At 68.6% G+C, this 14,732-nt stretch carries 12 protein-coding genes; 1 reads left to right on the top strand and 11 read right to left on the bottom strand.

All coding sequences use genetic code 11. The features are described from left to right. Nucleotides 1-225: 225 nt before the first annotated feature. From ACFOWZ_RS01100 to ACFOWZ_RS01050, 11 genes are all read right to left on the bottom strand, one after another. On the bottom strand, nt 226-885 hold the full coding sequence (locus tag ACFOWZ_RS01100; RefSeq protein WP_382367250.1) for a sirohydrochlorin chelatase: 660 nt from the start codon (nt 883-885) through the stop codon (nt 226-228). Beyond that, nucleotides 882-1,976 (bottom strand): uroporphyrinogen-III synthase, encoded by a 1,095-nt coding sequence (locus ACFOWZ_RS01095; RefSeq protein WP_382367248.1) that lies wholly within the window; start codon nt 1,974-1,976, stop codon nt 882-884. The genes ACFOWZ_RS01100 and ACFOWZ_RS01095 overlap by 4 nt, the downstream gene beginning before the upstream one ends. After that, nucleotides 1,973-2,287: a nitrite reductase small subunit NirD gene (nirD, locus tag ACFOWZ_RS01090; protein ID WP_030472727.1), complete on the bottom strand. Its 315-nt coding sequence runs from the start codon at nt 2,285-2,287 to the stop codon at nt 1,973-1,975. Before nirD ends, ACFOWZ_RS01095 begins: the two co-directional genes overlap by 4 nt. Further along, complete coding sequence (nirB, locus tag ACFOWZ_RS01085) at nt 2,284-4,740, bottom strand: nitrite reductase large subunit NirB (protein WP_382367246.1); 2,457 nt, start codon at nt 4,738-4,740, stop codon at nt 2,284-2,286. The genes nirD and nirB overlap by 4 nt, the downstream gene beginning before the upstream one ends. Nucleotides 4,741-4,853: 113 nt before the next feature. After that, complete coding sequence (locus ACFOWZ_RS01080; protein WP_382367244.1) at nt 4,854-6,158, bottom strand: MFS transporter; 1,305 nt, start codon at nt 6,156-6,158, stop codon at nt 4,854-4,856. 100 nt (nt 6,159-6,258) lie between these two features. After that, entirely contained in the window at nt 6,259-7,761 is a 1,503-nt protein-coding gene (locus ACFOWZ_RS01075; RefSeq protein ID WP_382367242.1) for an FAD-dependent oxidoreductase, read from the bottom strand. After that, the gene (locus tag ACFOWZ_RS01070) at nt 7,758-9,680 is read right to left on the bottom strand and encodes a molybdopterin oxidoreductase family protein (protein ID WP_382367240.1); all 1,923 of its coding nucleotides are present in this window, start codon (nt 9,678-9,680) and stop codon (nt 7,758-7,760) included. The genes ACFOWZ_RS01075 and ACFOWZ_RS01070 overlap by 4 nt, the downstream gene beginning before the upstream one ends. A 105-nt stretch (nt 9,681-9,785) precedes the next feature. Next, on the bottom strand, nt 9,786-10,583 hold the full coding sequence (locus ACFOWZ_RS01065; protein WP_382367238.1) for a TIGR02569 family protein: 798 nt from the start codon (nt 10,581-10,583) through the stop codon (nt 9,786-9,788). 143 nt (nt 10,584-10,726) lie between these two features. Then, nucleotides 10,727-11,899 (bottom strand): adenylyltransferase/sulfurtransferase MoeZ, encoded by a 1,173-nt coding sequence (gene moeZ / locus ACFOWZ_RS01060; RefSeq protein WP_382367236.1) that lies wholly within the window; start codon nt 11,897-11,899, stop codon nt 10,727-10,729. Nucleotides 11,900-11,981: 82 nt separating this feature from the next. Next, nucleotides 11,982-12,974: a DUF3152 domain-containing protein gene (locus ACFOWZ_RS01055; RefSeq protein ID WP_382367234.1), complete on the bottom strand. Its 993-nt coding sequence runs from the start codon at nt 12,972-12,974 to the stop codon at nt 11,982-11,984. Between the two features lie 40 nt (nt 12,975-13,014). After that, on the bottom strand, nt 13,015-13,968 hold the full coding sequence (locus ACFOWZ_RS01050) for an alpha/beta fold hydrolase (protein WP_382367232.1): 954 nt from the start codon (nt 13,966-13,968) through the stop codon (nt 13,015-13,017). Nucleotides 13,969-14,095: 127 nt separating this feature from the next. Between ACFOWZ_RS01050 and ACFOWZ_RS01045 the strand changes: the two genes are divergently transcribed. Next, nucleotides 14,096-14,725 carry a TetR/AcrR family transcriptional regulator gene (locus tag ACFOWZ_RS01045; protein ID WP_030472736.1) on the top strand — a complete coding sequence of 210 codons (630 nt, stop codon included), beginning with the start codon at nt 14,096-14,098 and terminating at the stop codon, nt 14,723-14,725. Nucleotides 14,726-14,732 lie beyond the last annotated feature (7 nt).

Raw genomic sequence — 14,732 nt, 5'->3', positions numbered from 1 at the left:
ACGTAGGCCGAACAACCCGACGCAACCACGCACGCTTGCGATGGAGCTTGACTTTGGGAGCGAGGTGCTACCGTTTCGCGGATCGGACGGGTGCGAAGCATCTGCCCTTTTACGCCCGATGCAGCGCCTCGCAAGGGCCCCGAAGTCAAGCCCCAATCGCGATCGTCGCGAAGCGGCGATGACGCAACCAAAGCTCGTCAGGACCTGCGCACCTGCAACGCTCACTCACGCAGATTGCAGCAACACAGCCCGAGCCTCGTAATACCTGCGCACCAACACATCGACCACCAGAGGATGCGCCCCGATCGGCCCAGAAACCAAGTCTGCACCGCACTCGGCCAGCGACCCGTGGAACACCCCGGGTGCCAGGAGCCACGAGGCAACGGCAACCCGACGCCCTCGCATCCCACGCCGTTCCCGAACCTCAGCCACCACATCACCCACACGCGGCGTAGCAGTAGCCACATACCCGACCGCCGAAGTCCCCAACAACCCAGCAGCCCGCCGAACATCCGCCAAAGCACGAACATCAGACGAACCCGCCGCGGCGAGCACAACTGCGTCGCCGCGGCGGAAACCTGCTTCCCGCAACCGATCCCGAACCGCCGCCACCGCGTCCACACCCAACGGCGGCGTCACCACGACGTCCGGGCGCGACCCGATCTGCTGCGGGATGTCCACACGAACGTGGTACCCGGCAGCCAAAAAGGCGGGAACCACCACAGCCGGACCGTCCACGACGGACCGTACGTCCGGCTGCCGCACATCGGCGTAGGCGACCTCGACCGGAACGTCCACCGACGAACGCACCAGCGAAGCGATCTCTTCACACACCAGGGCACCGCGGGGATCACGCGTGCCGTGGAAGGCCAGTACAAGCTTCATGCGGGCTCCATGGCGAGTCGATATCCGCGCTTCACAACCGTGCACACCATCTGCGGCGAGCCCAGCGCCGTCCGCAGCCTGCCGATCGCCGTCTCGACCGCGTGCTCCTCGCCGCCGGAAGGCAAGGCCGCCAACAGGTCCTGGCGCGACACGACACGTCCGCGCGCCGCCACCAAGGTTCGCAGCACGGCCATCGGGGCCGGGGCCACGCGGCGCAGCTCGCCGTCGATCACCACCGCCTGCGCCCGCATCTCCATGTCCTTGGACGCGATTCGCAACCGGGTGGCGCGCGAAGGCAGCTCCAGAGCCAGTTCCCGTGCCATCGAACCGATCCGGGCCCGCGCGGGCTGCACGACCGGGATGCCCGCGGCCACCAGCGGGCCCGCGGTGATGGCGCCGACGCCGACCACGAGGACGTCTCGGCGCAGCACCGACACCAGGTCCGCGTGACGGTCGCCCGCCTCGCGCAGCACCGAGGTGGCCGCCGGGGCGCTGGTGAACGTCAGCGCGTCCACCTGGCCCGCCAGCACCGCGTCCAGCAGGCGGTGCAACGGGCCGGTGTCCGCGGGCGGCATCCAGCGGTAGACCGGGATCTCCACCACGTCGGCGCCGGCCGCGATCAGCGTGTTCACGAAGTCCGGCAACGGTTCGCCGTGCAGCTGGATCGCCACCCGCTTGCCGGACACGCCCATTCGCAACAGGTACTGCAGGAGCTCGGCGTTCGACTCCGACGACGGCGACCACGTTTCGACCAGGCCCGCCGCTCGCACGGCGCCCTTCGCCTTCGGGCCGCGGGGCAGCACCACGGCGTTCTCCAGCGCGCGGTGCAGGCGGCCTGCCAGGCCCCAGCCCTCCGCGGCCTCGAACCAGCCGCGGAACCCGATCCCGGTGGTGGCGACCACCACGTCGATCGGCGTGGACACCAGGTGCTGGGTGGCGGCGTGCAGTTCGGCGTCGTCGGGCAACGGCACTATCCGGATGGCCGGGCCGTGGATGACGGTGGCACCCTTGCGTTCCAGCAGGGCGCCGAACTCGTCGGCGCGGCGGGCCGCGGTCACACCGATCGTGAAGCCCGCCAGCGGTCCGGTCATGTCAGCTCCACGACACCGTCACGCACGCGCACGCCATGCACGGCAACCGAAACCTCGGGCTCGTCCAGGCACTTGCCGGTCGCGAGCTCGAACGCCTGCTTGTAGACCGGTGACACCACAACGGGAACGCCACCGCGGTCGCCCACGATGCCGCGCGACAGCACCGCGGCGCCGCTGAACGGGTCGATGTTGTCCAACGCGTGCAGGGAACCGTCCGCGGTCAGGAACACCGCGACCTGTGTGCCGTCGGGCAGCAACGCCGCGACGCCCTGTTCCGGACGCAACACCTCGAAGTCACAGACAACGGTCACCTGACGACCTCCGGAATGCCGAGCTGGACGGGAACGCGCTGACCACGCTCAGCGCGGAACGAGATCGTGGGGTCGGGCGTGCCCGGCGCGTTGACGAACGACGTGAACCGCGCGAGCTTCTCCGGGTCTTCGAGCACACCGCGCCACTCGTCGGCGTAGTCCTCGACGTGCGCCGCCATGGCCGCTTCCAGGTCGTCGCAGATGCCGAGCTTGTCGTCGACCACGACCTCGCGCAGGTGGTCGAGCCCGCCGTCGAGCCCTTCCAGCCACGCCGAGGTGCGCTGCAACCGGTCCGCCGTGCGGATGTAGAACATCAGGAACCGGTCGATGACCTTGATCAGCGTCTCGGTGTCCACATCGGACACCAGCAGGTCCGCGTGGCGCGGCGTGAAGCCGCCGTTGCCGCCCACGTAGAGGTTCCAGCCGTTCTCGGTGGCGATCACACCGAAGTCCTTGCCGCGGGCCTCGGCGCACTCGCGGGCACAGCCCGAGACGGCCGACTTGAGCTTGTGCGGCGACCGCAGGCCGCGGTAGCGCAGTTCCAGCTCGATCGCGAGACCGACGGAGTCCTGCACGCCGTAACGGCACCAGGTCGTGCCGACACAGGACTTCACCGTGCGCAACGCCTTGCCGTACGCGTGACCCGACTCGAAGCCCGCGTCCACCAGCCGGCGCCAGATCTGCGGCAGCTGGTCGACCGTCGCACCGAACAGGTCGATGCGCTGACCACCGGTGATCTTCGTGTAGAGCCCGAAGTCGCGCGCCACCTCACCGATGACGATCAGCTTCTCCGGCGTGATCTCACCGCCGGGGATGCGCGGCACGACCGAGTACGTGCCGTTGCGCTGCAGGTTCGCCAGGAACCTGTCGTTGGTGTCCTGCAACGAGACCTGCGCCTCGCCGAGGATGTGCCCGTTGTTCAGCGACGCCAGGATCGAGGCCACGGCGGGCTTGCAGATGTCGCAGCCGCGACCGGTGCCGTGCTTCTCGACCAACGCCGTGAACGTGGTGATCCGAGTCGCACGGACGATCTCGAACAGCTCCGCCCGCGAGTGGGTGAAGTGCTCGCACAGCGCCTTGGACTGCTCGACACCGCAGTCGGTCAGCAGCTTCTTCAGCATCGGCACGCACGAACCGCAGCCCGTACCCGCCTTGGTGCACGCCTTCAGCTCGGCGACGTCACACGCCACACCGGACTGGATCGCGTCGGTGATCGTCTGCTTGGTGACGGCGTGGCAGGAGCAGACCTGCGCGTCGGCAGGCATTTCAACGTCGACGGCCCCGCCGGGCTGCAGCAGCGCGGCAGGAACTTCCTTGCCCACCAACGGCCGCAGCGACAGGTACGACGAAGCGTCACCGACGAGCACACCACCCAGCAGCGTGCGAGCGTCGTCCGACACCACGAGCTTGCTGTACGTGCCCGCGACGGCGTTGTTCACGACGACTTCCAGCGCACCCTCGGTGGTGGCGTGCGCGTCACCGAACGACGCCACGTCCACACCGAGCAGCTTCAGCTTCGTCGACAGGTCCGCGCCGGGGAACACCTTGGTACCACCGGAGAGCTGGTCCGCGACGACCTCGGCCATCGAGTAACCGGGAGCCACGAGCCCGTACGCCACACCTTCGACGGCCGCGCACTCGCCGATCGCGTACACGCGCGGGTCGGCGGTCCGGCAGGCGGCGTCGACCAGGTACCCGCCGCGCGGGCCGAGCTCCAGCCCCAGGTCGAGGTCCGTGCGCGGCCTGATGCCCGCGCTGAACACCACGACGTCGAGGTCGAGCTCGAGACCATTCGCCAGCTTGGCGATCAACCGCGAACCGTCGCGCTCGATCGAGGACGCGGAGGTGCCGGTGTGCACGGTCAGGTCGAGCTTCTCGACCAGCCGCTTCAGCAGTCCCGCACCGCCTTCGTCCACCTGGATCGGCATCAACCGCGGCGCCAGCTCCACGACGTGCGGCGACACTCCCATGCCGCGCAACGCGTTGGCGGCCTCCAGGCCGAGCAGACCACCGCCGAGCACCATGCCGGAGTGCCGGCCGGGACGGTCGGCGGCCTTCACCGTCGCACGAATGTCGTCGAGGTCGTCGATCGTCCGGTAGACGTGACATCCGGGCAGGTCGCGACCGGGCACCGGCGGCACGAACGGCACGGAACCGGTGGCGAGCACCAGCGCGTCGTACGTCACCTCGATGCCGGACGCGCCCACCACGACACGACGTTCCCGGTCGACCGACACCGCCTTCTCACCAAGACGGAGCTCACAGCCCGTCAGCGGCGGCAACTCCAGGTCGGCAGAGCTCCACGTGTCCACATAGGACGAGAGCGCCACCCGGTCGTACGCCGGGCGAGCCTCCTCGCCGAAAACCACGATCCGCCAGGACGAGTCACGAAGGATCTCGACGAGCCGGTGGCCGACCATGCCGTTGCCGATCACGACCAGGGTCTGAGTCATCGGGCATCTCCTCCTTCCGCCCGGTTATGCTCACCGGGCGGCGTGTCATCCCAAGGTCCGCAATATTTCGCGGGTGTTAAAGGAAACTCTCGCCGCAGCTCAGGCGATGTGCGTCACACGCCCGCGTAGGCGAGCGAAGGACGCTCCGCGAACACGGTGCGCCGCAGGTAGAACCACCACGTCGTGACCAGGCACAGACCGTAGAAGACGAGGATCGCGGTCAGCGCCGGCGTGAGCGTCTTGCTGCCCTCCAGCGAGAACTTGAAGACGAGGTTCACCAGCACGCCACCGGCCGCGCCGATCGCACCCGCGATGCCGACCACCGCGGCGGCCTGCCGCTTGGCCGACTTGTCGTCGTCCGACTGCGTCTTGAAGATCGCCGGGATCATCCGGTAGGTCGAGCCGTTGCCCACGCCCGCCAGGATGAACAGCGCGATGAACGAGGTGAAGAACAGCGGGAAGCTCTTCATGTCCACGCTGGTCATGACGCCGATCGTGCCCAGTCCGAGCCCGACGAACGTCCAGAGCGTCACCTTCGCGCCGCCGATCCGGTCCGCGAGCCACCCGCCGGCCGGACGGGCGATCGAGCCGATCAGCGCACCGAGGAAGGCCAGCGCCACCCAGCTCTTGTAGTCCACGAAGCTGATCTTGATCAGCGACGGGAACGCGAACGAGTACCCGATGAACGATCCGAACGTGCCGATGTACAGGAACGACATCACCCAGGTGTGCTTGTTGGACATGGCCAGCTTGTACGACTGCCCGTCCGGCTTGGCCTGCGTGAGACTGTCCATGAAGAACCACGCACAGGCGGTGGCGATCAGGATGAAGGGCATCCAGATCAGCGCGGCGTACGCGAGGTGGATGCCGGTGCCGATGGTGATCACGATCGGCACGATGAGCTGCGTGATCGCGACGCCGAGGTTGCCGCCGGCCGCGTTCAGGCCGAGCGCCAGGCCCTTCTTGCCCTCCGGGTAGAAGAACGAGATGTTGGCCATCGACGACGAGAAGTTGCCACCGCCGAGGCCCATCGCAGCCGAGGTGAGCAGGAAGAACCAGTACGGGGTGCCCGGCGTCGTCACCGCGTAAGTGAGCATCGCGGTCGGGATCAGCAGCAGGCCGGCGCTGATCGTGGTCCACAGCCGCCCGCCGAACTTCGGCACCGCGAACGTGTAGGGCACCCGCAGCACGGCGCCGACCAGGTTCGGGACGATCAGCAGCCAGAACTGCTGGCCCACGCTGAAGTTGAAGCCGACGGAGCCCAGGCTCACGACGACGATGCTCATCAGCACCCAGACGCTGAAGCCGAGGTTCTCCGCGAGAATGGAGAACACGAGGTTCTTGCGGGCGATCCGCTTGCCCTTGCTCTCCCAGAACTCGGGCTTCTCCGGCTCCCAGTGCTCGATCCAGCGGCTCATGTATGTCCTCCACAGCGGTTCGGCGACTGCCGGAAAAGCTAAGAACCTCGCATTACCGAGGCGTTCTGGCCGATGACGGCGGAGGCAACTCCGCCGCACATCACGCCGAGGCGGGTTGTGAGGCTCCGAGCCAGTCGAGCAACCCGCACACAGCGTCCTTGCACCCACCACAGCCCGTGGTCGCCCGTGTCGCTTCCGCGAGCTGCGGCAACGACTCCGCACCCGAACGCCAGGCCGAGACGATCTGTCCCTTGGAGACGGTGTTGCACCGGCAGATCACCGCGCTGGACGGCAAGTCCGCCGGTGACGCCGCCTCCGCAGGAAGCGCACGACCCAACAACAACGCCAAACGGTCGGTCGGCGCGGGAATGCCCCGGTCGTAGAGCTGCGTGATCGTCGCGGCCGCATCCGGTGCGCCGAGCACGATCGCGCCCGTCACCCGGTCGTCGCGCAGCACGAGCTTGGCGTAGCGGCCGCGCGAAGGTTCCTGGAAGCACAGGACTTCCGAGTCCGGGCAGTCCACATCGGTGTGCACGTCCCCCAGCGCCGCCAGGTCCACGTCCCGCGCCTTCAACCGCGTGACGACGGACGTGCCTCGGTAGCGGGACGCGGGGTTCGCGCCGGTCAGCCGGTCCGCGAGCACGGCGGCCTGGTCCCACGCGGGCTGCACGAGCCCGGAGACCGTGCCGGGGTGCTGAGCGCAGTCACCGATCGCGTGAACGCGCGGGTCGCTGGTGCGCAGCTGGTCGTCCACGACGATGCCGCGGTCGACTTCCAGGCCCGCCTTGACGGCCAGCGACGTCTCGGCACGCACACCCGCGGACACCACGACGAGCTCGGCGGGAACGTGCGTGCCGTCGTCGAGGACCAGGCCGTCACCGGGGAGGTACTTGGAGGCGAAGGAGTTCAGGCGGAACTCGATGCCGAGCTGGCCCAGCGTGCGGGCGAGGACGCCGCCGGCACCGGGGTCGAGCTGGCGTTCCATGAGGTGACCGACGGGGTGGACGACCGTGACCAGGCAACCCCGTCCGGCCAGGCCACGCGCCGCCTCGATGCCGAGCAGGCCGCCGCCGAGCACGACCACGGGTGCGCCCTTGTGAGCCTTGGCCTCGATCTCGGAGCAGTCGTCGAGCGTCCGAAACGCCACCACGCCCGCCGCCAGCTGCCCGTCCTCGACCAGCCCCTCAGCCGGCGGCACCCACGGCGTACTCCCAGTAGCGAGCACCAGCGCGTCGTACGGAACGGTAACGCGGGAGTCCCCCGTTTCCTCCTGGGGCACGCGGGGCCCCCGCGTGCGCTCAGAGAGCACGAAAGCTCCCCGCGTGCACTCGATGGTTACGGTGCGTGACGCCCGGTCGATCTCCACGACCTCGTAGCCGAGGCGGAGGTCGACGTTGTGGTCCGCGGCCCACTTGTCGTCGTGCAGGCGGGTCGACTCCGGCGTCATGGTCCCGGCGACGACCGTCGACAGCAGCACGCGGTTGTACGCGGCGTGCGGCTCTGCCCCGATGATGGTGATGGAGATGTCCTGGTCACGGCGCCGCAGCTCGTCCGCCAGACGCGCACCGGCCATGCCGTAACCGACGATCACGACTCGCCTCATGTTGCCCGCTCCAATCGCACCGCGCAGACCTTGAACTCGGGCATCCGGCTCGTCGGATCGAGCGCGGGGTTGGTGAGCAGGTTCGCCCGCCCCTCACCGGGGAAGTGGAACGGCAGGAACACCGCGTCGACGCGCATGCTCGGCACGCACCGCACGGTCGCCGTCACCCGGCCCCTCCTGGACACGACGTGCGCGAGCCCGTTGGGTTCGAGCCCGGCCCGCGACGCCGTGTCGGGGTGCACTTCCACGTACATCTCGGGAACCGCCTTCATCAGCTCGCCGATCCGTCGCGTCTGGGCACCCGACTGGTAGTGCTGCAGGACCCGCCCGGTGGTGGCCTGCAACGGGAACTCCTCGTCCGGCGGCTCTGCCGGACCGCGGTGGTCGACCGGGATGAACTTCGCGAGGCCGTCGGGATGCGCGAACCGGTCGAGGAAGAGCCTCGGCGTGCCGGGGTGGTCGACGGACGGCACCGGCCAGTGCAGCTGCTCGGAATCGAGCCGCTCGTAGGTGACGCCCGAGTAGTCGGACGGGCCGCCGGCGGACGCCCTGCGCAGCTCCTCGAAGACTTCCTTCGGCTCGGTCAGGAACTTCTCCGCGCAGCCGAGGCGCGCGGCGAGGCCGTGGATGAGGTGCAGGTCGCTGCGCACCCCTGCCGGAGGGTCGAGTGCCTTGCGGCGCCTGATGATCCGGCCTTCGAGGTTCGTCATCGTGCCGTCTTCCTCGGCCCACTGCGTGACCGGGAACACGACGTCGGCCATCGCGGCGGTCTCGGACATCACGAAGTCCGCCACCACCAACAGGTCCAGCGCCTTCAGCCGGTCCGCGATGCCCGACGCGCGCGGCGCCGACACCACCGGGTTGCTGCCGAACACGAGCATCGCCTTGATGTCGTCGGCGTTCAGCAGTTCGTACGCACTGCGTCCCACGCCGGGCAGCCAGTCGACGCCCCAGATCTTCATGATGTGCTGCCGTGCCACGGGATCGTCGAGCTTGCGGTAACCGGGCAGCTGGTCGGCCTTCTGCCCGTGCTCGCGCCCGCCCTGGCCGTTGCCCTGGCCCGTCAGGCAGCCGTACCCGGAGCCGGCGCGGCCGGGCAGGCCCAGCGCCAGCGCCAGGTTGATCCACGCGGAGACGTTGTCGGTGCCGGACGCGTGCTGCTCGGTGCCGCGGCCGGTCAGGATGTAAGACCGTCCCGCCAGCATGTGCACCGCGGCGCGTTGATCGGCCGCGGAGACACCCGTGACGCGTTCGGTGTGCTCGGGCCACCACTGCGCGGCAATGCGCCACGCGTCGTCGAAACCGCTGGTGCGCGAGGAGATGTACTCCTTGTCGATCACGCCTTCGATGACGGCGGTGTGCAGCAGTCCCAGCGCCAGCGCCAGGTCCGTGCCCGGCGCGGGCTGCAGGTGCAGCGTCGCGCGCTCGGCGGTGGGCGTGCGGCGCGGGTCGATGACGATCAGTCGTGCGCCCTCCAGGTGGCGCAGGAACGGCGGCATCGTCTCGGCCGGGTTCGAGCCCGCCAGCAGCACCGTGTCGGCGGACCTGAGATCGGTCAGCGGGAACGGCAGGCCGCGGTCCAGCCCGAACGCCTTGTTGCCCGCCGCGGCGGCCGAGGACATGCAGAACCGGCCGTTGTAGTCGATCTGGGAGGTCTTGAGGGCCACCCTGGCGAACTTCCCCAGCAGGTACGCCTTCTCGTTGGTCAGCCCTCCGCCGCCGAACACGGCGACCTCGTCGGGCTCGTACGAACGGATGCGCGCGGCGACGAAGTCGAGTGCCTCGTCCCAGGAAACAGGCTCACCGTGCAGAAGAGGCGTCGTCAGCCGGCCTGGATGACGCAGCAGTTCCCCCGCCGTCCAGCCCTTCTGGCACAGCCCACCGGGACCAGGGGCCACCTGGCCGTCGATGACGCTCATGGAGCACTGCAGCGCGCAGTAGGGGCAATGGGTCACCCCGCTGACGCTAAGAAGCCCGCGTTAACCCGATGCTCCGCAATGTTTCGAACGTGGAACGTTGTCAGCTCACAGCAGTGCGGTCACCTGGTGAGCAGCTCGTTCCAAGCCCGCAAAGGACTGTGATGTTGACAACGGGTGAAGAGCGTGTACCGCGAGGCGGAACAAGATCGCACGGACGAGCACCTGCGTCCACTCGCTCAGGTGGCTCCAGCGCTTGAACAGGCCGGGGTCCGCGCCACCCCACGCGACGGCGTCCACGGCGACCACGGCGGCCGCCCACTCGGCAGGACGCCAGTACGCCGTGAAGTCGATGACGGCCGGTGGGGCGTTGCCCGCGAACAGCACGTTGCCGAAGAGGTCGCCGTGCACGACCTGGGAGGAGAGGGTGAGCGGCTTCTGCACTTCCTTGAGCAGGTCGAACAGCCTGCCGCCGAGGTCCGCGTCGAGCGGCACGGTCTCCTCGCCCCACGCCAGGCGGTCGGCGACGGCGAACACGTCCGTGCGGGCATCCAGGAAACGGGGTTTGGGCAGCTCGGCCGTGGCCTGGTGCAGGCGCTGGGCGACGGCGATGACCTCGTCGTGGCGGGCCTCGGCACGACCGGCGAGGAACTTGGTGGCCGACCAGCCGCCGACGACGTACCGGCCGTCGGTGGATCTCAACGGTCTGCCGACGCGCAGGTTCGGCACGTCCAGGCCGTCGAGGGTCTTGGCGATCCAGGTGGCCTCGGCGGGCTTGGGTGCGGGCCGGATCGTGGCATCACCACACCGCCACGCAGGGCCACCGTCGATGAGCTCTGGCTCGGCGTCACGTGCCCCGAACGCCGCACGCACGTGCGCTGGGGGCGGTTCGGGGGACCGGGTCACGATCGCGCACGCTACCTGGCTGGGCCGTCCGGGTGGTGGACGCCGACACGCGGCTTTTTCACTCCACCACCCGAACAGCCCATTGCGTTAGCGATGAACGGCGCATTTGTTCACCTCAGGTGGACAAAAGCGCCGTTCATCAATCAGTAGGTCGGGAGCGACGGGTCGACTTCGCGAGCCCAGGCCAGCACGCCGCCACCGACGTGCACGGCGTCGGAGAACCCGGCCTTGTGCAGCGCCGCGAGGGCCTCCGCCGAACGCGCGCCGGACTTGCAGTGCAGCACCAGCGGCTTGTCCTGCGGCAGCTCCGAGAACGCCTCACCCGAAAGGATCTTGTCCTTCGGGATCAGCACCGAGCCCGGGATCTTCACGATCTCGTACTCGTGCGGCTCGCGAACGTCCACCAGCAGGAAGTCCTCACCGGACTCCTGCTTGTGCTTGAGCTCGAGCGGCGTGATCGTGTTGCCCGCGGCGGCCTGCTGCGCGTCCGTGGAGACGACACCGCAGAACGCGTCGTAGTCGATCAGCTCGGTGATCTTCGGCGACTCCGGGTCCTTGCGGATCTTGATGGTCCGGTACGACATCTCCAGCGCGTCGTAGACCATCAGGCGGCCCAGCAGCGGGTCGCCGATGCCCGTGAGCAGCTTGATCGCCTCGGTGACCATGATCGAGCCGATCGACGCGCACAGCACGCCCAGCACGCCGCCCTCGGCGCAGGAGGGGACCATGCCGGGAGGCGGCGGCTCCGGGTAGAGGTCGCGGTAGTTGAGGCCCTGGCCGTTCGGGGCGTCCTCCCAGAAGACGCTGACCTGGCCCTCGAACCGGAAGATCGAGCCCCAGACGTACGGCTTGCCCAGCAGCACCGCGGCGTCGTTCACCAGGTACCGCGTGGCGAAGTTGTCGGTGCCGTCGAGGATCAGGTCGTAGTCGCGGAAGATGTCCAGCGCGTTCTCGGAGTTGAGGTGCGTCTGGTGCAGCACGACCTTGACGAACGGATTGATCTCGGCGACCGAGTCCCGCGCGGACTCCGCCTTGGGGCGGCCGACGTCGGACTGGCCGTGGATGACCTGACGCTGCAGGTTCGACTCGTCCACGACGTCGAAGTCGACGACGCCGAGCGTGCCGACCCCGGCCGCGGCCAGGTACAGCAGTGCCGGGCTGCCCAGGCCGCCCGCGCCGACGACGAGCACCTTCGCGTTCTTCAACCGCTTCTGCCCGTCCACCCCGACGTCCGGGATGATCAGGTGACGGCTGTACCGCGCGACTTCTTCCTTGGTCAGCTCCGCGGCTGGCTCAACGAGCGGCGGAAGCGCCATTTGCTCCTCCTCGACGACTGCATGCCTCTGTATCCGAGACAACGTCTACCCTGCCTCGACTCTTCCTTCTTGGAAAGCCGTCTCAGCCAGCGGGAAACGGGTTGGTCTTGCAGATCTTGCCGTCGGCGGGCACGACGTCCTGACCGGCGTTGAGCTTCGACACGAAGTCGTTCGCCACACCGAACGTCTGCTGCATCATCACCGGCGCCGGCGCGTCGTTGTCCGGGCACGCGGCGTGGTTGTTGCCCAGCGCGTGGCCGACCTCGTGGTTGATCACGTAGGTCCGGTAGCCGGTGATGTCGGACCCGTACGCCATGGCCCCGCGCACCCAGCGGGCGACGTTGATTACGACCCTCTTGGTCGGCTTGTCGTAGCACGACGTCTCGAACGGGATCTCCCGGCCGCAGATCGTGTGCGTCGTCTTCGTCGTGGTCAGGCTGACGGTGAAGTCCGGGTTCTGGTTCGCCTCGACCCGCTGCAGCGCGACCTGCTTGGTGCCGATCCAGCTGCGCGGGTCGGACAGGATCCCCTCGACGGTCCGCGCGAACGCCACGTCGTCGTTGTTGTAGTCACCGGGCTGCACGCCGTCCTCGATGGCGATGGCGTACTTGCGGAACGTCCGCGCGTTCCCCTCGCCCACCCTGTTCCCGCCGCCCGCGATCGCCCGCCAGGTGCCGACACCGTTCTCGGAGAACGCCGGTCCGGCCGGCAGCTCGGCGGTGGGAACGTCGAGCTTGGGCTTCTGCCCCTGCACCTCGGACGGCGGCGCCTCGGGCGTGCTGCCCGGCGTCTCGACCACCGTCGTGCCTGCGCCTCCCAGCGCGGGCGTCTTCGGCTGCACCGTGTCGAGGACCACGAGGGCGGTCAGCACGAGCAGCACCGGGATCGCGTAGATCCGCCACCCGTAGTTGGAGACGAGCTTCTTCACACCACCGCGCCTGCGGGGGCGTCTGAGCTGCGCGGTGCCTTCCGGCTCCCAGGCGGCCGCGAGCGGCTCGGCGCTGGTCCGGCGCTCGCCGCGACGGTAGCGGTCAGCAGGCGGAACAGGACGTCCTCGCTCGGGGGCGCGATTCACGTTGCCCAGGGTCCCACATCCCCCGTATGGCCGTCGTTCATCACCATGTGTGTCGATCGACCGCCTCCCACATGCCCAGCACGGCCCGCGCAACGGTCGCGGGCCGCTCCATCTGGGCGACGTGCCCGGTCCGAGGAAGTACAAGCAGTCGCCCCTTCGGGAGCAACCGCACCGTCCGTGGCCCCTTCCGAACGCTGACGAGCCTGTCGTTCTCCCCCCACACCACCAGCGTGGGCGCCTTGACCAGCGGCAACAGCCTCCACAACGACTTGGGCCCAGGCGTCAGCCAACTCTGCATGAGCCCAAAGGTGCTGCGGTTGAGCGCGTGCCCGGCCCACCTCTGCCGCGCGCGTTCCTCGTTCTCCTTGATCGACTCCTCGATCCGGTGATCAGGCACCACGCTCGGATCGGCAAAGCACAGCTCCAGCATCTGTTTGGTCCGCTCGTGCGCAGTCAGCTTGGCGAGCTCCCGCCGCACCTTCGACCCGATGACCGGCAACACGGCAAGCGCCATCCGAGGATCCGACATCCGGTCCAGCCGAGGCCTCAGATCGGGCACCGCCGGGCTCACCAACGTGAGCGTCCGAACCAGATCAGGCCTGGTTGCGGCCGCGATGACGGAGATCGCCCCACCCATCGAGTTCCCGAACAGGTGGACAGGCTCCCCGAGCGTCTCGAGGTACTTGACGACCGTCCGCGCATGCGTGGCCAAGCTGAAGTCGTAACCCGCAATCGGCTCCGACCGCCCGAACCCTGGCAGGTCGATCGAGTACCCGCTCACGTGCTCCCTGAGCTGTGCAGACAGATCCGTCCAGTTGGTAGCCGACCCACCAAGCCCGTGCACGAACACAGCAGGCGGCCCGTCCCCTGGCGTGACCCGGACGTGCACCTCATGATCGTCAATCCGGCAGAATTCACCAGGCCACGGCGTCTGCGACTTGTCCAGCGGTGGGAGCGCGACCGTGGACAGCGGGGCGGGGTTCAGCGTGCTCACCAGACCAGGATGCGGGAAAGAACGACCAGATGGTTCCCGGATGTGGGCTACCAGCGAGTAAGGTTGCGCTCACGCCGCGGTCTGGCAACCCCTCTCCGACGGCCGGAACACTCGTGCTGGAGGCACCATGACGGAGACGGCGCAGAGCGCACCCGCAGGAAGGGGCGTTCGACTGCCGCGCACCGCCCGCCGCGCGCAACTGCTGGCAGCGGCGCAGGACGTGTTCGTCACGAACGGCTACCACGCCGCAGCGATGGACGAGATCGCCGAACGAGCAGGCGTGTCCAAACCGGTGCTCTACCAACACTTCCCCGGCAAACTAGAGCTCTACATGGCCCTCCTCGAGTCCCATGTGGACGAGCTCGTGGGCCGAGTTCGCACGGCGATCGGCTCGACAACGGACAACAAACTCCGAGTCCGCGCCGCAGTAGCCGCCTTCTACGACTTCGTGGACGGCGAGGGCCAAGCCTTCCGCATGGTCTTCGAATCCGACCTGCGCTCCGAACCGGCCGTCCAGCAGGCCGTCGAGCGCGCCACCACGGACTCCGTGGACGCGATCACCGAAACCATCACCGCGGACGCGGGCCTGGACGAGGAACGCGCCCGCCTGCTCGCAGTGGGCCTGGTAGGCCTCTCCCAGGTGACCGCGCGCTCATGGCTGGCAGACAACCGCCGAGTGCCGAAGGAAGACGCAGTAGCCCTGATCTCGAACCTCGCATGGCGAGGCATCGGCGGCGGCTTCCCACTGCAGCACTGACCACGCC

The sequence above is a fragment of the Lentzea rhizosphaerae genome, assembly GCF_042649515.1.
Taxonomy (GTDB): Bacteria; Actinomycetota; Actinomycetes; order Mycobacteriales; family Pseudonocardiaceae; genus Lentzea; species Lentzea aerocolonigenes.
The sequence above is the reverse complement of the archived record's forward strand: the minus strand, read 5'-3'. Positions and strand labels throughout refer to the sequence as shown.